Raw genomic sequence first — 16,455 nt, forward strand, 5'->3', positions numbered from 1 at the left:
GGCGCTACTTCGCTTTAGCTCGTCGCCCCATAAGGTCGGGGAATGCTGCGTGCACACCGACGGCGATGACAACCATCACGGCGACTTTGATGAGATCTGGGATGACAAACGGGCCCTGAGCCACGGTGGCTGCCCCGAAGGACATGTCAGAGCGGAACATCAGGCCAAAGATTCCGCACACGTACTGAACCGCCAGGCCGAGGGCGCCGGCGACGGCGAGGACAACCGTCATGCCTCCCTTGTTTCGCGGCGCGCGGTAGGCGATAAGACCGGCGATGGCTGGGGCGACGACGTAGCCGACAAGGTAACCCACAGTGGGGCCGGCGATGGCGCTCAGGGCACTGCGGCCGCCGGCGAGGATTGGGAGGCCGACGAGGCCGAGGGCCAGGAAGAGTAGACCAACGAAGAAGCCCCTGCGGCCTCCGAGGACGAGGCCTGCCAGGATGATAACGGCGTTTTGAAGAACGATGGGCACGCCAGCGGTGGGGGTGGGGATAGAGACGAAGGCAAAGACTATGATGAGCGCGGTGAAGACCGCGACGTACGCGATATCAGTCGCGACGGAATTCTTTTTCATGGGCCAAAGTTTATCTAGTGGCTTAATGGCGCAGCAAATAGGCGCTTTTGAACAGTGTTCAAGCACGGCTTTTAGGGATTGAAACTACCCCGAACGGGGTAAGCTCGAGGCATGGCAAATAGAAAGAAGATGGAGCATGTCATAGGGCTTGCTCGTGTCAGTGCGGTAGCGCTTCTTTCCGGTATCGCGCTGGCGAGCGTGGCTGGATGTTCGTTGATAGGTTCCGCGAATGTCATCGAAAATATCGAAGAAGCGGCCGGAGTGGAGGAAGGGGAGCCTGGCAGCGTCGACATGCGCGTCGGCGACATCTTCGATTCCGAATATCACCGTGTAATCTTCATCTGCCCTGGGGCTGTCGAGGACGATGTCATAAACGCTAGTGCAGGAACCTGGCAGGGCGGTACCGACGAGGACGATGAATGGGTGCCGCCAAGCTCGGGGAGTGTTGAGATTTATCGGGATGCGCAGGGGCGTGGAGCGTCGAAGTATATGAGCAGCAGGGCCTCTCTTGATGAGCTGGATCTCTGTAGCGCGCTGGGCGGGGTAGTTGCCGTACTGCCGGCTGATGAGCAGGTGTCTTTCGTCCGTACCGAGCAGGGCGACCCCTGGAAACTTCGCTAGGCGGCGAGGCGTTGGATTAGGTCTCAGACACGCGCATTGCTCGAATGGGCAATCGAACACTTGTGTGTGTATTGTGGGTTGTGGTCTGGTGGAAACGTTAGGGTACTTTCGTGGCATGTGATGGAACCGGAGCGATGCCGGAAAACACAATGCGACGGGCCTGGGAACCGAAGTTGCTTCATGGCAGTCTAACTAGGTGCCCCCATTTAATGACATATAGCACTGCACACTAACTGACGCACGATAGTGAGGAAATAAATGGCTACGAAGAAGAAGTCCTCGGCGGCTAGCAAGGGCGATGATCGTCAAAAAGCCCTCGATGCCGCAATGGCGATGATTGAGAAGGATTTTGGCAAAGGAGCCGTCATGCGTCTTGGTGACGATGACCGCCCGCCAATCCAGGCCATTTCCTCCGGGAATACGGCCATCGACATTGCGCTGGGCGTCGGTGGCTTCCCGCGCGGTCGCATCGTAGAGATTTATGGACCTGAATCCTCGGGTAAGACCACCGTTGCTCTGCACGCCATCGCATCGGCGCAGAAGAACGGCGGCATCGCGGCCTTTATTGATGCGGAGCACGCGCTCGATCCTGAGTATGCGCGTCTGCTTGGCGTGGACACGGATAACCTCTTGGTTTCCCAGCCGGATACCGGCGAGCAGGCTCTGGAAATCGCAGATATGCTCGTGCGCTCCGGCGCTATCGACATCATCGTGATTGACTCCGTAGCCGCCTTGACGCCCAAGGCGGAAATCGAGGGCGAGATGGGAGATAGCCACGTTGGCCTCCAAGCCCGTCTCATGTCCCAAGCGCTACGCAAGATGACGGGTGCTCTGTACAACTCTGGGACTACCGCCATCTTCATCAACCAGCTGCGTGAAAAGATCGGCGTGATGTTTGGTTCGCCGGAAACGACCACGGGTGGTAAGGCGCTGAAGTTCTACGCCTCTGTGCGCTGCGATATCCGCCGTATTCAGACCTTGAAGGACGGCCAGGATGCCATTGGTAACCGCACCAAGCTCAAGGTGGTGAAGAACAAGGTGTCCCCGCCGTTCAAGATCGCTGAGTTCGACATCATGTACGGCGAAGGCATTTCGCGCGAGTCTTCCATCATTGACTTGGGTGTCGAACACGGGTTCATTAAGAAATCTGGCTCGTGGTTTACCTACGAAGGCGATCAGCTGGGACAGGGCAAGGAAAAGGCCCGCAACTTCCTCAAGGACAACCCCGATCTGGCGGATGAGATTGAGAAGAAGATCTTCGTCAAGCTCGGCGTGGGTGCTGCCGCAGCCGAAGCTGGTGAGGACGTCGCCATGGATGTGCCGGGTGCAGACGATCCGCTGACGGATGAGGCTGTGGATCTGGTACCGAACGTCGATTTCGACGACGACTAAACAGGCGCAATGGCACAACCTTCACCAGAGAAGCTAGAGAAGCTACGTCAAGCTCTCGAGTCCTATGAATCGGGGGACGCGGGTGGCCAGCTTGTTGATGCGAATGCTGAAGCAGCGAAGGCGCCCGTGCGCTCCCGAGCATTAGGCTTGCTAGATCAACGTGCACGTTCCCGCAAGGAACTGCGTGACCGGCTTGTCGCGGCGGACTTTGAGCCCGATGTGGTCGAGGACGTGGTCGATGACCTTGCAGGGGTGGGGCTCGTTGATGATGAAACCTTCGCCAAGGAGTGGGTGCGGCAGCGCCACGCGCGGCGCGGTAAGTCGGCCCGTGCCCTCAATGTGGAACTCAAGGAGAAGGGTGTTGAGGCCGCCGATCGCGCAGCGGCCCTAGAGCAGATTACCGAGGAATCTGAGGAGGCCGTAGCGCGCCGCGTAGCGGAGAAAAAGGCGCGAACCTTGAAGAGTGTTCCCGCCGACCGCCATGAGAGGGACAAGTTCCTGCGTCGCATTGTAGGAACACTCGCGCGGCGCGGCTATCGCCAGGAGCTGGTGATGCGTATTTCCATCGAAGTGCTGGATGCGCGCATCGCCGAGCTCTCCTAGCTGTTTCTATTCGTCCGGGTTGCGGATTTCTGTATAGCTTTCTGAGTGCCAATCAACGTTGACCTGGTCTTTGGTGTCCAAGCCTTGGTCTGGTTGCTCCGGAACTTTAGCGATGATGTTCCGGCGCGCACGGCCCGCTCGAAGCTGACGTTCGATGCGTTCGGCCAGGAGGCCCAGCCCCCAGTTGATGAGGATCATGATGATCGCAACGACGATGAGCGAGGCCAGGTAATTCTTGTTGTAGGACGCCGATTGGATACCGGAGCGCACCACCTCGACATAGCCAATCTGGTAGCCCAAGGCAGAGTCCTTGAGCGCAATAACCATCTGGGCGATGAGGGCCGGAAGCATTGCGGCTACGGCCTGCGGGAGCAGAATGGTACGCATCGTTTGCCCATGCGAAAGACCCAGCGCTCGAGCGGCTTCAGTTTGCCCCTTGGGCAGCGACTTGATTCCGGAGCGCAGAATCTCTGCGACGACAGAGCCGTTGTAGAGGGTCAACGCGAAGACCACGGCGCTAAACGCCAGCTGCTTCGACGGAACTACGTTATAGATGGCGAAAAGCTGGTAGGCAAAAATCATGAGCAGCAGGACGGGGATGGCGCGGAAGAATTCCACGACCACACCACATACGCCGCGTACGATGACGTTCTCGCTCAATCGGCCTAGGCCGAAGATGACGCCGAACACGATGGCCAAGATGATGGATGCTACAGCGGAAAGGATCGTTCCGCGCAGGCCAGGGAGCAGGTACGTGGTCCACGTTTGGCTGTTAAGAAAAGGGGTCCATAACGCGGAGTCGAGTTGCCCGCGCTCACCCAATGTAGACAGCACCCAATACAGTGCAGCTAGCGAGAGAACGACGGTGATGACGGTATAGATGAGGTTGCGCCGCTCGCCCTTGGGGCCGGGGGCGTCATAAAGCACGGTTGCGCGTACAGCCATTATTTCTTCACCGCCACAGTTTCGGAGAGTTTGCCCAGGCCTAAGCCCATGGGCAAGGTCAGGATGATGAAGCCCAGCGCGAAGATAAAGAAAATGACAAAGAGCTGGCTCGCATGCATCTCAATGGTGGATTTCATCAGTAGGGAAGCTTCCGCCACACCGATTGCGGAGGCGATCGTGGTGTTCTTCGTCAACGCGATGAGCGTGTTTCCCAGGGGGACGATTGCCGCACGCACTGCCTGAGGGAAGACGATCGTGCTAAAGGTCTGTGAGAAGCTCAAGCCCAGCGAGCGGGCTGCCTCGGCTTGGCCGAAGTCCACTGTGTTGATTCCCGAGCGCAAGGATTCCGCAACAAATGCCGAGGTGTACAAGATGAACCCGACGATGGCGAGGCGGAAGTTGTTATCCACTAGGAAGGTCGAAGAGTCCCGGCTAGCAAGCGTGAGCCCTAGGTTCTGGTACAGGCCAAAGGAACAGAAAAGGATAATGAGAGTCAAGGGGGTATTGCGCACCGTCGTGATGTACGTCGTGGCAATCCACCGCAGGATTCTCACGGGGGAGACACGCATGGCAGTGAGGATGGTGCCGAGGAGCATTGCGCCGATGGCAGACCAGAACGTCAGCTGGATGGTAAGCCAAAAGGCTGGCCATAGTTCGGGGCCTAGTGCGGCCCACATGGATTCCATAGAAATCTCCTACTAACGGGCCTGCGCCGAGGCGGTATGTCCTCGGCGCAGGCTAGGTGGGGGCTAATCGAGCGTTTAGGAGTTGAGGAAGGAGAGGTCACCGACGGTGGCCTCGTCGATGCCCTCGCCCTTGTCCAAGTTCTTGGCTACGAGGTTGTCGAACTCGCCGGAGGAATGAAGCTCTTCCAGGGCCTTGTTGACAGCGTCTGTCGCCTCTTGATCATCCTTCTTCAGACCCGCGCCGTAGTACTCATCGGTGAAGGGCTTGCCGTCCTTCTCCAACTCGACGACTTGGAACTTGCCAGGATTCTGGGCGGCGTAGCCGTTAAGAATCGTCGCGTCGGTAGTCATGGCGTCGACGTTGCCCTGGCTCAGTGCCTCCACACAGGAGGAGTAGGTGTCGTACTCCTGCAGCTGCACACTGGGCAGAGCTTCCTTCACCTTCTGTGCCGGGGTGGAGCCGGTGACAGAGCACAGGATCTTGCCGTCGAGGCCCTCGAGCCCGGTGATCTCCTTGTTATCAGCCTGGGTAAGAAGCGCTTGGTGGGTGATGAGGTACGGACCAGTGAAATTGACCTTTTCCGCGCGGGAAGCGTTGATGGAGTACGTTGCGGTGATGAGGTCAACCTCGCCGTTCTCGATCAGAGTTTCACGCTGCGCGGACGGAGTCTCGCGCCACTCGATCTCCGGCTCCTCCCACCCCTTATCCTTGGCAATGTGGTTGACCACGTAGGTGGCAATGTCAACGTCGAGGCCGGTCATAGAACCATCGCCCTCGCGCAGGCCCAGACCCGGCTGGTCGAACTTGGTGCCTAGGGTGACAGAGCCAGACTCGATAGCGCCGAGAAGGCCCTCGCCTCCGCTGGCGGAATCAGAAGAATCACCACACGCAACGAGCAGAGCGCTGGATGCGGCGATGGCGGCGGCGGTGGCAGTAATGCGGTTGAAAGTGCGGGACATGAGATTCTCCTTGATGAGGTGAGTGGAAAATGAATGAAGGTAGAGAAAAGAGGTGAACTGGTAGCCGTTTAGTGCTGCAGGATCTTGCCCAAGAAGTCCTTTGCTCGTTCTGATTGTGGGTTGGTGAAGAAGGATTCCGGGTCGGTGTCCTCGACGATGGCCCCGTCAGCCATGAAGAGGATGCGGTCGGCCGCGCGCCTGGCGAAGCCCATCTCGTGGGTCACCACGACCATGGTCATGCCTTCTTTGGCCAGATCCGTCATGACGTCAAGCACCTCGTTGACCATCTCAGGGTCGAGAGCTGAGGTAGGTTCATCGAAGAGCATGACTTTCGGGCGCATAGCCAAGGCACGGGCAATGGCGACACGTTGTTGCTGGCCGCCGGAGAGCTGTGCAGGGTACTTTTCTGATTGATTAGCAATTCCAACGCGGTCAAGCAGTTGCATCGCACGCTCTTCTGCCTCGGACTTCTTCATCCTGCGGACCTTGATAGGCCCCAAAGTGACGTTGTCCTTGATGGTCTTGTGCGGAAAGAGATTGAATTGCTGGAACACCATGCCCACGTCCGCACGCAGCTTGGCTAGCTCGCGTCCCTCTTCAGGAAGGGGAGTGCCGTCGATCGCGATGGAACCCTCGTCGATGGTTTCAAGCCGGTTGATGGTGCGGCACAGGGTGGACTTGCCGGAGCCGGACGGACCGAGAACAACGACGACATCGCCGCGGCCAATCTCCAAGTTGATATCGCGGAGCGCGTGATAGTCACCGAAGTACTTATTGACTCCGTCCATCTTGATCATCGGGCCGGAATGTTCGGTCACATCACACCTCCTTAGGTAGAGTGAGCTGAATCATATGTAGAACAATAGGCGTGTGGATGGTGGAGGCGGGGAGGTTTGTGTAACAAATCCATAACTCTTATATGCGGTCGCGGCATTATGAGTAGTGGGGTCGTCCAGTTAGAATGTCCCCACGTGAGCTCCCCCGTAACTAATAACCAGCCCCGCACCTATGAGGTGCGGACCTTTGGCTGCCAGATGAACGTTCATGATTCCGAGCGCATTTCCGGCCTGCTCGAGGAGGCCGGCTACTCTGCGGCGCCGGATGGCGCCGAGCCTGACCTCATCGTATTTAACACCTGCGCCGTGCGCGAGAACGCCGACAAGCGCCTGTACGGCACCCTGGGTGCGCTGAAGAAGACGAAGGAAAACCATCCCGGCATGCAGATCGCGGTTGGCGGCTGCTTGGCGCAGAAGGATAAGGACACCGTCTTGGACCACGCGCCGTGGGTGGATGCGGTTTTCGGAACCCATAACATGGCGGCGCTGCCGGCACTGCTTGAGCGTGCACGTCACAACAATGAAGCGCAGGTGGAGATCGTCGATGCCCTCGAGGCTTTCCCCTCCGTATTGCCGGCAAAGCGCGAATCCGCCTATGCCGGGTGGGTCTCGGTCTCCGTGGGCTGTAATAACACCTGTACTTTCTGCATTGTCCCTTCGCTCCGTGGCAAAGAGGAAGACCGCCGCCCCGGCGATATCCTCGCAGAAGTTCAGGCCCTGGTAGATCAAGGCGTGTCCGAAGTGACCCTATTGGGGCAAAACGTCAACGCCTATGGCGTCAACTTCGCGGACCCAGACCTGCCGCGTGATCGCTTCGCCTTTTCCAAGTTGCTGCGCGAGGTAGGCAAGATTGAGGGCCTCGAGCGCTTGCGTTTTACCTCGCCGCACCCGGCCGAGTTCACCTCCGACGTTATTGATGCCATGGCGGAGACGTCGGCTGTGTGCCCGCAGCTGCATATGCCGCTGCAGTCTGGGTCTGACAAGGTCCTCAAGGACATGCGCCGTTCCTATCGCACGAAGAAATTCTTGGGCATTCTCGACGAGGTCCGTGAGAAGATGCCACACGCGGCAATCACCACCGACATCATCGTGGGCTTCCCAGGCGAAACCGAGGAGGATTTCGAAGCCACGATGGACGTGGTTCGCCGCGCACGTTTCGCCTCCGCTTTCACTTTCCAGTACTCGCCGCGCCCCGGCACCCCGGCCGCAGAAATGGATAACCAAATCCCCAAGGAAGTTGTGCAGGAGCGCTTCGAGCGCCTCGTCGCCTTGCAGGATTCCATTCAGGCAGAAGAAAACGCCAAGCTTGTCGGCACTGATGTAGAGCTGTTGGTGCAGGCGGAAGGCGGCCGCAAGGCCGCCGAGACCCACCGCCTCACCGGACGCGCGCGTGATGGTCGCCTTGTTCACTTTGCACCAGTCGATGCCGCGGGCAAGGACTTCTCTGCGGAGATTCGCCCCGGTGATGTTGTGCACGCGACCGTGACGGATGCAGGCTCCTTCTTCCTGGTGGCTGATTCCGGCGTGAGCGAGCACCGTCGCACGAAGGCCGGCGATATGTCGGCGGCGGGGCAGACCCCCACGACGGCACCAATTGGGGTGGGGCTGGGTCTGCCGGGCGTCGGCAAGCCCAGTGCTCCTGCCGATTCCTGCGGCTGCTAAAAGGGGGTAGGCTCCGTTTTATGAGTGATGACTTGAAGTCCGTTCACGATGCCGTTGCTGCTGAGAAGCGCGCAGCGCAGACTCTCGAATTGGGAAAGCACAAATATGCGCTTATCGTGTCCGTCGTGGCGTGGGTTGCTTACTTGGTTTTGCCCTATGCCGGTGATGCCCGCGGCTGGGAAGCTCTCTTCGTCGGTGGAACGGCCGAGGGCGTGCGTATCTCCCTCATGGAAACCGTCAGCGCATGGCTAGCGCTGGGTGGAGTGGGGATCTTAACCACCGCCACGATTATCACTCGCCGGACCAAGCTGGCTCTCGTAGCGTGGATGATGACGACGATCTCTTTCTTCGCTAACCTGTGGGGATTTTGGTACAGGGACAGCGCATCGGATGGCGCTGCCATAGGTATGTACGTGGGCGTCTTCTCAACGTTGGTCGCCTTTCTTGTGTACTGCCAGGTAGCACTGCGCCGCAGTCCCGAGCAGTTGGCCGCCGCAGAACGCGTGCGGGAAGTCGCCGGCCAGCTCGATCACGTGGGAGTCCTGCAGACCGAAGCCGCTACCGAGCTGCCGGCAGAACAGAATCCGCTGCTTATCGACGACCGCCGCTCCCGCGCGGCCTCCCGCCACCGGCGCCAGCAGGACGAGGAATAAGCGCTACGAGATTCGTGTTGTGGAGTGCATGACTACACTCTTCGACTCACTTGAATTGGGACGACTGACCCTGCCAAACCGCGTGACCATGGCAGCGTTGACCCGCTCACGGGCAGGTCGCGATGGCGTCCCCACGCCCCTGCACGAGACGTACTACACGCAGCGCGCTTCAATGGGTCTTATCGTGACGGAGGGCGTATTCCCCGCAGTGACCAGCCGCGCTTTCCCCGGCCAGCCCGGTATCGAAACTCCGGAACAGATTTCCGGCTGGCGGCGAGTGGCCGATTCCGTCCACGAAGCTGGCGGACGCATTTTCATGCAGGTGATGAACGGCGGGCGCCTTTCTCATGCCAGCCTCCTCGAGGGTGCAGAACCGGTGGCACCCTCTGCGCTGGCATCGGGCACTGCGGTCCGAGATTTCGAATCCCGCAAGGAGTGCCCAGTGCCCCGCGCCCTCGACATCGAGGAGCTACCGCGCATTGTCGATGAGTTCCGCCAAGCTGCCCGCAATGCCATCGATGCTGGCATGGATGGCGTGGAGCTTCATGGTGCGAACGGTTATCTGCTGCACCAGTTCCTTTCTCCGAGCTCCAATCACCGAGAGGATGCCTACGGCGGAACCCCGGAGAAGCGCTACCGCCTGGTAGTGGAGATCCTGCGTGCCGTGGCCGAGGAGATCGGAGCCGACCGCGTAGCGCTGCGCCTGTCCCCGCAGCACAATATTCAGGGCATTGAGGAAACCGACGCTGCGGATGTGCGTGCCACCTATGGTGGGTTGCTGCGCGCTGTCGCAGACCTTGGTTTGGCCTACGTCTCCTTCCTTCATGCAGCGCCTACGGGTGAGCTCATTACTGAGCTGAGCGCCGAAGCGCGTGCTAACGGGCGTACCCGTGTCATCCTGAATTCGGGGTTTGGACAGGTGACCCAGCGCGCGGACGCCGAGGATCTAGTACACCACGGTGATGCCGTGGCCGTGGGCCGGTTGGCCATCTCCAACCCGGATCTCGTTCGCCGCTGGCAGGAGGAGCTTCCTGTTACTGCGCCGGATGAGACCACGTTCTATACGGGTGGAGCGCACGGTTACACCGACTATCCGTTCTCCACGGTCAACTCGTAGGCGCTGCTCGCCGAGATGACGTGCGCGCCGAGGCGCTTGTAGAGCGCATTCATCGCCGGATCCGCCTGGGCAACTGAGCAGTAAGCCCGGCGGACGTCGGGCCAGTGGTGCGCCACCGCATACTGGGCATGCTGCTTGGCACGTGTAGCCAGGCCACGGCTGCGCTGTTCGCGGTCTGTCACGGTAAGAGTCCACTCGCATACCTCAGGGTCCGCATCGCCGTGGCGGGAGAGCTCGGTGAGTGCGACGACGCGTCCCTTTTCAACAATGCCGACGAGGAGCGTATGCGCTTTGCGCGAGCGCAGCCGTGCGTGCGCTTCGTTCAGGCGCTGTCGTGTCCACACGATGGGCTCGACGCTTAAGTCACCGTAGACCGCGTCGGTGGAGGCTAGGGTGAGCAGGCGCAGGACATCATCAAGCAGCTCTTCCGGGATGTCGTAGTCGGGCCACACTTGCGCTCCAACCACTGGAGGAGTGGGGGCTATTTCGACGAACATTTGGCGCTCGGCATGTTTGCGACGAAAACCGAGCTCAAGGTAGGCCTGCGACATTGGGTCATAGGTATGGTCCGCGTCTGGCGGGTACAGCATGCCAACCTGGGCAGTCGTGCGGCCCAGCTGGCGGGTAATCCGGAGTGCCTCGCGGGCGAGGGCTCGCGTCACGTCGAGAGCCTCTGGCTCTAGATCCTCCCCAGGCAAGGGCAGGAGATCCGCGGCGAGGACGCATTCGATATCGGCGTTCTCCGTTTCCTCCAAGAGTGGAAGAGAGATGTGGATGAAGCCATCGAAATCGATTTCGGGGCTGGGCTCTGCCGCTGAGATAACGGGTAGACCCAGCTCTCCAGCCGGCCCCAAGGCGGAGTCAGTCAACCCGAAGAGATAGGTGCGAGACTCTGTGGAGCCTTGCAGTCGCTGAAGCACACGGCGTGGGGAACCGCTGGCAGCGGGATCGCCGCTGGCCTCTTGGGCGGCTAGGTTGGCGTCGAAAACGAAGCTACGCAGGCAATCCGCCGGCTCAGCTGAGGCCGAACCCGGCGGCGCGACAATCTGAACGAACACTCAGACTAGGGTGCTACTTGTCGTTGACAGCAGCCGCTGCGGCATCGGCGAATTCCTGCCACTGTTTGGCCTGGGCACGCAGATCTTCCGCCTTCTTGGTGTTGCCCTTGGCCTCGGCAGCTTCTGCCTGCGCGGTGAAATCATCGACCTTGGACTGGAACTGGGCCACGCGGGCCTGGGCCTCGGGGTCCGTCCGGCGCCATTGTGAATCCTCGGCGTCACTCACGCGCTTTTCCAGCGCCGAGATCTTGGCCTCGTACTCGCGCACCTGGTTGCGCGGAACGAAACCGATCTCCTCCCACTTTTCCTGCAGCTCCCGCAGCTTGGCTTTCGCCGAGTCGATCGACTTGGCGGGATCAATCAGGGAGTCATATTCCGCAATGAGCGCATCCTTGGCGGCGGCGTTCTCTGCGAACTGCTTGTCCCGCTCGTCATTGACGGCGTTGCGGGCATTGAAGAAGTGATCCTGGGCGGCGCGGAAACGGGCCCAGAGCTTGTCGTCGATCTCACGAGGGGCACGGCCCGCAGCCTTCCACTCCGTCATGAGATCACGGTAAGCGCGCGCCGTTTCGCCCCAGTTGGTGGACTCCTTAATTGCTTCTGCGCGCTCTACCAGCTCTTCCTTCTTGGCGCGGGCGGCCGCGCGGTTGCGATCCAGTTCGGCGAAGTGGGAGCCGCGGCGGCGGTTGAAGGAGTCACGGGCGCGAGAGTAGCGCTTCCACAGGGCATCATCCGTCTGGCGGTCGATGCCACGGATCTGCTTCCATTCCTCCAAGATGGCGCGGATACGGTCGCCGGCGGCCTTCCACTCCGTCGAGTTGGCGGCGATGTCCTCGGCCTCGGCGGCGAGTTTCTCTTTTTTGGCAATGGCCTCTTCGCGGCGACGAGCCTTGTCAGCCTGTGCTTGCTCACCGGCTTCTACGGAGTGCTCGATGATAGTGGCTAGGCGCTTGTCCAGTGCCGCGATATCACCAATTACTGCCTGTGTAGGTAGGGACTCTCGCAGTTCCGCAGCAGTCGCCTTGATCGACGCAGCATCGCCCGGATGGGCTGTGAGGCGGGATTCTAGCAGTTCGATCTCGGTGGACAGATCGTCATAGCGTGCACCAAAGTGCGCCAAGCCCTCTTCCGGGGTGCCGGCCTGCCACTCGCCGATTTTGCGTTCGCCTTCGGGGGCCTTGACGAATACCGATCCATCAGCATCAACGCGGCCCCACTGGGCCGGATTGTTTTTTGCGGGCTGCACGGGACGTGCTGCCGGAGCAGAGGAAGACGGGCCGGGACGAGCGCCCTTGCGAGGCATGGCTCCAGGGGAAGGAATAGCGGACATGCTAAGAAACCACCTTCGGTATTATCGTGCCGCGCGACACGGCTGCCAGAACTTATGTGACACAACACTACCGTTTCCGCCGCGCAGCCGCGTGTTAACCCCGAAAATCTAACCTTATAGGATGGGAGTTGATGCAAAATCTCATGGTTATGCCAGCCTCACCGGCCTTGGCGGAAGAATTGTCACCCAGCGATGACGCTTCGCGCGCGCTCCTTAGCGCCGCCTGCGAGCTCACACGTGATGCCGCACGCGTCAACGGTAGGGCACCGCTTAAGGTCGACATCGTGGGATCGCGTGATGCGCGCTGGCGTACCGAGCACACGGGAAGTTTGAGAGCGTGGGGCGCACCCCAGGTCGACGTCGGCGGCGGAAACTACCTGCCCGAAATCATGGCCCGCTACGTACTCACTAGCGCGCTCGGGGCAGAAAGCAGTCACCACGCCTTCACGGTGGAAGACTCCCGCGCCTCCCTAGGGGAAGTGCGTTCCGGACGGTTCACAATAGTGTGCGTTGATGGCTCTGCAGGCTTGACAGAGCGCGCGCCGCTCGCCCTCGTCGAGGGTGCGCGGGACACTCACCTGTGGTGCGAGAGCGTGCTGGCCGGCGCGGAGGAAGACTGTGACGAAGAGCTGCTCCATTCGACGGGAGTGCTCGAAACGGCACTGTGGGCACAGCTGGCAGGCGTGCATCCACGGCACGCAGAACTCCGGGCAGCAGATTCGACGTTGGGCGTGGGCCGCTATGTGGCGGGGTGGCAGTGCTAATGCCTAAGACTCTCAGCAGCGGCCCAACCCCGATTGCCGTCGTAGGGCCGACGGCCTCCGGAAAATCAGCACTCGGAGTCGCCTTGGCGCACGAGCTCGACGGGGAAGTAGTCAACGTCGATTCGATGCAGCTTTACCGGGGCATGGACATCGGCACGGCCAAGCTGACGATGGAGGAGCGCGAAGGTATCCCGCACCACCAGCTCGATGTGTGGGACGTGACGGAAACGGCGTCAGTAGCCCGCTACCAGTCCTCCGCCATCGCGGATATAGACAGCATTCGTGCCCGTGGCAAGACCCCGATCCTCGTCGGTGGATCCATGCTCTACGTCCAATCGCTCGTGGACAACTGGCAATTCCCACCCACTGATGCGCAGGTGCGCGCTCGCTGGGAAGCCCGACGCCAAGAGATCGGCACCGATGCCCTGCACGCAGAACTTGCCAGCGTGGACCCAGCAGCCGCGGCCATCATCGAAGACAAGGACCCGCGCCGTACCGTGCGCGCGCTGGAGGTCATTGAGCTCACGGGCAAGCCGTTCAAGGCCAGCCAGCCTCCCAAGAATGCGCCTCCTCGGTGGGGGACAAGGATCCTCGGGCTGCGCACGGAATCCAGTTGGCTGAATCCGCGAATCGAGCTGCGCAGTCGCCTCATGTTCGACAAGGGGTTGGTCGAAGAGGTCGAGAACCTTCAGGCGCACGGCCTGAAGGCTGACTCGACGGCGGGGCGGGCCATCGGTTATGCCCAAGTCCTCCAAGCCCAGCGTGGAGCACTCACCTGGGAAGAAGCGGTGGAGCGTACCATCACTGGAACCCGTCGTTATGTGCGTCGCCAGCGTGCCTGGTTTAACCGTGATAAGCGCATCTACTGGCTGGATGCCGCGGCTGATACGACAACGCAGGCTTTGCGTGTCCTCGAAGAGAGTTAGACTCTACTCCTATGAAGTTTGCTAAAGGCCACGGAACGGAAAACGACTTCGTCATTGTGGAAGGAACCGAGCCGCTACCGCCGGAAAAGGTAGTGGCACTGTGTGATCGCCGCGCCGGGATCGGCGCCGACGGCGTCTTGCGCGTCATACGTGCAGGTGACTTGCTCTCCTCTGGAGACATCGATGAGCTCGCACCGGGCATCGATGCTGGCGACTGGTTTATGGACTACCGCAACGCGGACGGCTCGGTGGCGGAAATGTGCGGCAATGGTACCCGCGTTTTCGCGCATTGGGTGCGCTCCCGTGGGCTGGTGAACACCGATACTTTCACCGTCGGCACGCGCGCTGGGGCCAAGCAGGTCACTGTCCACTCCTTCAACGAGACTGAAGCCGAAGTCAGCGTGGAGATGGGGCCAGCACAGGTACTCGGTGTATCTACCGCCTCGATGGCAGGAGAGAGCTTCGCCGGGCTCGGGGTAGATATGGGAAACCCACACCTAGCGGCCGTTATCCCGGGACTGACCGCGGAGGATTTGGCGGCGAAGCGCCTTGAGCAGCCCGTCTTCGATACTGATTTCTTCCCGGCAGGCGTCAACGTAGAGCTGGTGACACCTTTGCGCGATGGTGTGATTCACATGCGCGTCTTCGAGCGCGGGTCAGGGGAGACCCGCTCGTGCGGCACCGGAACGGTAGCGGCAGCGTGCGCCGCGCTTGCCGATTCCTCCCACACCACCGGCCACGTCCGCGTCATCGTTCCGGGCGGCGAGGTAGAGGTGGAAATCACCGAAGATGGCTCCACGCTGACGGGGCCTTCGCGCATCGTAGCAACAGGCGAAACCTCACTATAGGGCTTTTCGGGACGGCGTTTAGCGCCCGTCCCCCTTTGTGTAGTTGGTGCCCAAGGCCAAGGCGGCGCGGCGGGCGGCGAGCCAGGACTCCTTGAGCTCGGCGGCCCGATCATCGGCCACCTTGAGCAAGGATTCGAGTTCGCTGGTGCCAGTATCTGGCGAGTTAACCCGTGCGTCGAGGCGGCGCAAGAAACGCTGCGCGCCATGCATTTTATAGTGGAACGCTTCGATAGTGGGGTTCGTGCAGTCGACGTCGGCAAGCGCCGGGCGGTGTAGCGTGCGGTCCGCCAATGCTTCAGCGTCGTCGCTCGTAGCAAACGTGGCGTAGTCCTCGAGGACGCCCGTGATGTCTTCCACCGTGAGCGCAATGGAAGCCCGCAGCGCCGCATGTTCCGAGGCATCGGGGCGGGCGCCGACAAACAGCCATAGCGCCCCGCAGATAAAGATGGCGAGAATAACTCCCGGCAGCTTCAGCGTCAGAACCAGTACCGTAGCGGTAACCCCGGCAAGGAGCAGGGCAAAACCCTGACGCTGAGATGCGGAAAAACTCATGCTTACGACTCTACGGTATGCCTAGTGGCCGCCGCAGCCCCCAGAGCCGCAGGCGCAGCCGCCCTCGCCGCCACAGCCGCCGGTGGGTAGCGCGATAGAGGCGGTCAGCATCGCCGAACCCGCAAGCACGGAATCCTTCGGCGGCAATTCGCCAAAGCTCTCCGGCAGACACAGATCGAAGGGGAAGGTGCCATCCATGACGAGGTGCATGAAGCGCTCACCGGTGAGCTGGTTGTGGCGCCACTCGGACTCCATAACCCGAGCGGAAAAAGTGCAGCCCGGGGTAGGGGATTCGGCGCCGGAACCGGCCGCAACAACTGCCGCACCGGTGGATTCAAACGTGGCTGGGTAGGTCTCCTTCTCGGCTTCGTAGGCATCTGCGTTGTCGAACGCGGTGACATCGAGACCCATCGCAGTAAGCTCTACCTGCTGCCACTGCTGGGTGTCCTCATCAGCCAAGAGCGGGCCCTGCGCCAAGTTCGCCGTCGCTTGCGCGAGAACGTTTCCGAAAGGATCGATGATGTCCAGGTAAGCCAAGACATCGTTGATCATAGAGACGTGGGCGAAGCCTTGGGTGACGCCCTCAAACCCAATGAAGGTGGCGAAAGGTTCGACGGCAAGGATATTGAGTTGCGCCCCGGAAGGATCCGAGAACTGAATGAGTTGTCCTCCGCGAACCTCCCCCGTGACTGCCAGCAGGTTGGTCGAAATGGCTGCTTCGACGGCGTCCTGCCAGCGCTCGTAGTTGAGGCCAATGGCCTGCATCTCTGGGTGAGTGGTCTCTTTGACGGTCATGCGGCCCATTGTATCTGGCGCCGCGATGACTCAAAAATGTTGTCGGTGAGCCTTGCCGCCGGGATCGGCACAAGGTCGTGTGCAACGGAGATTCCCTGTTAAGAGGCGTGACGTGCAAGAATAGAAAGCA

The 16,455-nt window shown here is 60.6% G+C and carries 18 protein-coding genes; 9 read left to right on the forward strand and 9 right to left on the reverse strand.

From position 1 onward, the window contains the following. Positions 1–4 precede the first annotated feature (4 nt). Positions 5–577: a biotin transporter BioY gene (locus HMPREF2635_RS03505; RefSeq protein WP_070821274.1), complete on the reverse strand. Its 573-nt coding sequence runs from the start codon at positions 575–577 to the stop codon at positions 5–7. Between the two features lie 111 nt (positions 578–688). Between HMPREF2635_RS03505 and HMPREF2635_RS03510 the strand changes: the two genes are divergently transcribed. The 3 genes from HMPREF2635_RS03510 (at position 689) to recX (ending at position 3,193) form a co-directional block, all read left to right on the forward strand. Beyond that, on the forward strand, positions 689–1,198 hold the full coding sequence (locus tag HMPREF2635_RS03510) for a hypothetical protein (protein WP_141761678.1): 510 nt from the start codon (positions 689–691) through the stop codon (positions 1,196–1,198). Positions 1,199–1,456: 258 nt separating this feature from the next. Further along, a complete protein-coding gene (gene recA, locus HMPREF2635_RS03515; RefSeq protein ID WP_046649357.1) occupies positions 1,457–2,590 on the forward strand; it encodes a recombinase RecA in 1,134 nt (377 codons plus the stop codon). A 9-nt stretch (positions 2,591–2,599) separates the two neighbouring features. Beyond that, on the forward strand, positions 2,600–3,193 hold the full coding sequence (gene recX / locus HMPREF2635_RS03520) for a recombination regulator RecX (protein WP_046649358.1): 594 nt from the start codon (positions 2,600–2,602) through the stop codon (positions 3,191–3,193). Between the two features lie 6 nt (positions 3,194–3,199). Here recX and HMPREF2635_RS03525 read toward each other — a convergent pair whose 3' ends face one another. The 4 genes from HMPREF2635_RS03525 to gluA form a co-directional block, all read right to left on the reverse strand. Next, the gene (locus HMPREF2635_RS03525) at positions 3,200–4,138 is read right to left on the reverse strand and encodes an amino acid ABC transporter permease (protein ID WP_070821276.1); all 939 of its coding nucleotides are present in this window, start codon (positions 4,136–4,138) and stop codon (positions 3,200–3,202) included. Next, positions 4,138–4,824: a glutamate ABC transporter permease GluC gene (gene gluC, locus HMPREF2635_RS03530; protein WP_070513066.1), complete on the reverse strand. Its 687-nt coding sequence runs from the start codon at positions 4,822–4,824 to the stop codon at positions 4,138–4,140. Before gluC ends, HMPREF2635_RS03525 begins: the two co-directional genes overlap by 1 nt. Positions 4,825–4,899: 75 nt before the next feature. Further along, the gene (locus tag HMPREF2635_RS03535) at positions 4,900–5,784 is read right to left on the reverse strand and encodes a glutamate ABC transporter substrate-binding protein (RefSeq protein WP_070821277.1); all 885 of its coding nucleotides are present in this window, start codon (positions 5,782–5,784) and stop codon (positions 4,900–4,902) included. A 68-nt stretch (positions 5,785–5,852) separates the two neighbouring features. Continuing rightward, the gene (gene gluA, locus HMPREF2635_RS03540; RefSeq protein ID WP_046649369.1) at positions 5,853–6,581 is read right to left on the reverse strand and encodes a glutamate ABC transporter ATP-binding protein GluA; all 729 of its coding nucleotides are present in this window, start codon (positions 6,579–6,581) and stop codon (positions 5,853–5,855) included. Positions 6,582–6,719: 138 nt separating this feature from the next. Between gluA and miaB the strand changes: the two genes are divergently transcribed. From miaB to HMPREF2635_RS03555, 3 genes are read left to right on the forward strand one after another with little or no spacing between them, the layout of a single operon-like run. Next, complete coding sequence (gene miaB, locus HMPREF2635_RS03545) at positions 6,720–8,282, forward strand: tRNA (N6-isopentenyl adenosine(37)-C2)-methylthiotransferase MiaB (RefSeq protein ID WP_082254490.1); 1,563 nt, start codon at positions 6,720–6,722, stop codon at positions 8,280–8,282. Between the two features lie 20 nt (positions 8,283–8,302). Next, positions 8,303–8,935, forward strand: coding sequence for an Rv2732c family membrane protein (locus HMPREF2635_RS03550; RefSeq protein ID WP_046649363.1), 633 nt, complete (start codon positions 8,303–8,305; stop codon positions 8,933–8,935). Positions 8,936–8,963: 28 nt separating this feature from the next. Beyond that, positions 8,964–10,052: an alkene reductase gene (locus HMPREF2635_RS03555; RefSeq protein ID WP_070821278.1), complete on the forward strand. Its 1,089-nt coding sequence runs from the start codon at positions 8,964–8,966 to the stop codon at positions 10,050–10,052. Here HMPREF2635_RS03555 and HMPREF2635_RS03560 read toward each other — a convergent pair. Together HMPREF2635_RS03560 and HMPREF2635_RS03565 are read right to left on the reverse strand one after the other, a co-directional pair. Beyond that, the gene (locus HMPREF2635_RS03560) at positions 10,025–11,110 is read right to left on the reverse strand and encodes a GNAT family N-acetyltransferase (RefSeq protein WP_070821279.1); all 1,086 of its coding nucleotides are present in this window, start codon (positions 11,108–11,110) and stop codon (positions 10,025–10,027) included. The two genes, HMPREF2635_RS03555 and HMPREF2635_RS03560, sit on opposite strands and share 28 nt — an antisense overlap. A gap of 13 nt (positions 11,111–11,123) precedes the next feature. Further along, the gene (locus HMPREF2635_RS03565) at positions 11,124–12,440 is read right to left on the reverse strand and encodes a DUF349 domain-containing protein (RefSeq protein WP_070821280.1); all 1,317 of its coding nucleotides are present in this window, start codon (positions 12,438–12,440) and stop codon (positions 11,124–11,126) included. Between the two features lie 131 nt (positions 12,441–12,571). On the opposite strand from HMPREF2635_RS03565, the gene HMPREF2635_RS03570 reads away from it, so the two are divergent. Genes HMPREF2635_RS03570 through dapF form a run of 3 tightly spaced genes read left to right on the forward strand, consistent with a single transcriptional unit; the run spans position 12,572 to position 14,978 of the window. Then, positions 12,572–13,204: a hypothetical protein gene (locus HMPREF2635_RS03570; RefSeq protein ID WP_049157544.1), complete on the forward strand. Its 633-nt coding sequence runs from the start codon at positions 12,572–12,574 to the stop codon at positions 13,202–13,204. Further along, complete coding sequence (miaA, locus tag HMPREF2635_RS03575; RefSeq protein ID WP_049157542.1) at positions 13,204–14,130, forward strand: tRNA (adenosine(37)-N6)-dimethylallyltransferase MiaA; 927 nt, start codon at positions 13,204–13,206, stop codon at positions 14,128–14,130. Before HMPREF2635_RS03570 ends, miaA begins: the two co-directional genes overlap by 1 nt. An 11-nt stretch (positions 14,131–14,141) precedes the next feature. Then, on the forward strand, positions 14,142–14,978 hold the full coding sequence (gene dapF, locus HMPREF2635_RS03580) for a diaminopimelate epimerase (RefSeq protein ID WP_070821281.1): 837 nt from the start codon (positions 14,142–14,144) through the stop codon (positions 14,976–14,978). An 18-nt stretch (positions 14,979–14,996) separates the two neighbouring features. Here dapF and HMPREF2635_RS03585 read toward each other — a convergent pair whose 3' ends face one another. Then, a complete protein-coding gene (locus HMPREF2635_RS03585) occupies positions 14,997–15,530 on the reverse strand; it encodes a hypothetical protein (RefSeq protein WP_070821282.1) in 534 nt (177 codons plus the stop codon). A 21-nt stretch (positions 15,531–15,551) separates the two neighbouring features. Then, complete coding sequence (locus HMPREF2635_RS03590; protein WP_070821283.1) at positions 15,552–16,334, reverse strand: hypothetical protein; 783 nt, start codon at positions 16,332–16,334, stop codon at positions 15,552–15,554. Positions 16,335–16,455: the final 121 nt, after the last annotated feature.

The sequence above is a fragment of the Corynebacterium sp. HMSC035E02 genome, from assembly GCF_001836065.1.
GTDB lineage: Bacteria > Actinomycetota > Actinomycetes > Mycobacteriales > Mycobacteriaceae > Corynebacterium > Corynebacterium hiratae.

Bases quoted from the DNA above. Each gene is read 5' to 3' on its own strand.
- HMPREF2635_RS03505 (WP_070821274.1), bottom strand. From the start codon at position 577: ATGAAAAAGAATTCCGTCGCGACTGATATCGCGTACGTCGCGGTCTTC.
- HMPREF2635_RS03510 (WP_141761678.1), top strand. From the start codon at position 689: ATGGCAAATAGAAAGAAGATGGAGCATGTCATAGGGCTTGCTCGTGTC.
- recA (WP_046649357.1), top strand. From the start codon at position 1,457: ATGGCTACGAAGAAGAAGTCCTCGGCGGCTAGCAAGGGCGATGATCGT.
- recX (WP_046649358.1), top strand. From the start codon at position 2,600: ATGGCACAACCTTCACCAGAGAAGCTAGAGAAGCTACGTCAAGCTCTC.
- HMPREF2635_RS03525 (WP_070821276.1), bottom strand. From the start codon at position 4,138: ATGGCTGTACGCGCAACCGTGCTTTATGACGCCCCCGGCCCCAAGGGC.
- gluC (WP_070513066.1), bottom strand. From the start codon at position 4,824: ATGGAATCCATGTGGGCCGCACTAGGCCCCGAACTATGGCCAGCCTTT.
- HMPREF2635_RS03535 (WP_070821277.1), bottom strand. From the start codon at position 5,784: ATGTCCCGCACTTTCAACCGCATTACTGCCACCGCCGCCGCCATCGCC.
- gluA (WP_046649369.1), bottom strand. From the start codon at position 6,581: ATGATCAAGATGGACGGAGTCAATAAGTACTTCGGTGACTATCACGCG.
- miaB (WP_082254490.1), top strand. From the start codon at position 6,720: ATGAGTAGTGGGGTCGTCCAGTTAGAATGTCCCCACGTGAGCTCCCCC.
- HMPREF2635_RS03550 (WP_046649363.1), top strand. From the start codon at position 8,303: ATGAGTGATGACTTGAAGTCCGTTCACGATGCCGTTGCTGCTGAGAAG.
- HMPREF2635_RS03555 (WP_070821278.1), top strand. From the start codon at position 8,964: ATGACTACACTCTTCGACTCACTTGAATTGGGACGACTGACCCTGCCA.
- HMPREF2635_RS03565 (WP_070821280.1), bottom strand. From the start codon at position 12,440: ATGTCCGCTATTCCTTCCCCTGGAGCCATGCCTCGCAAGGGCGCTCGT.
- HMPREF2635_RS03570 (WP_049157544.1), top strand. From the start codon at position 12,572: ATGCAAAATCTCATGGTTATGCCAGCCTCACCGGCCTTGGCGGAAGAA.
- miaA (WP_049157542.1), top strand. From the start codon at position 13,204: ATGCCTAAGACTCTCAGCAGCGGCCCAACCCCGATTGCCGTCGTAGGG.
- dapF (WP_070821281.1), top strand. From the start codon at position 14,142: ATGAAGTTTGCTAAAGGCCACGGAACGGAAAACGACTTCGTCATTGTG.
- HMPREF2635_RS03585 (WP_070821282.1), bottom strand. From the start codon at position 15,530: ATGAGTTTTTCCGCATCTCAGCGTCAGGGTTTTGCCCTGCTCCTTGCC.
- HMPREF2635_RS03590 (WP_070821283.1), bottom strand. From the start codon at position 16,334: ATGGGCCGCATGACCGTCAAAGAGACCACTCACCCAGAGATGCAGGCC.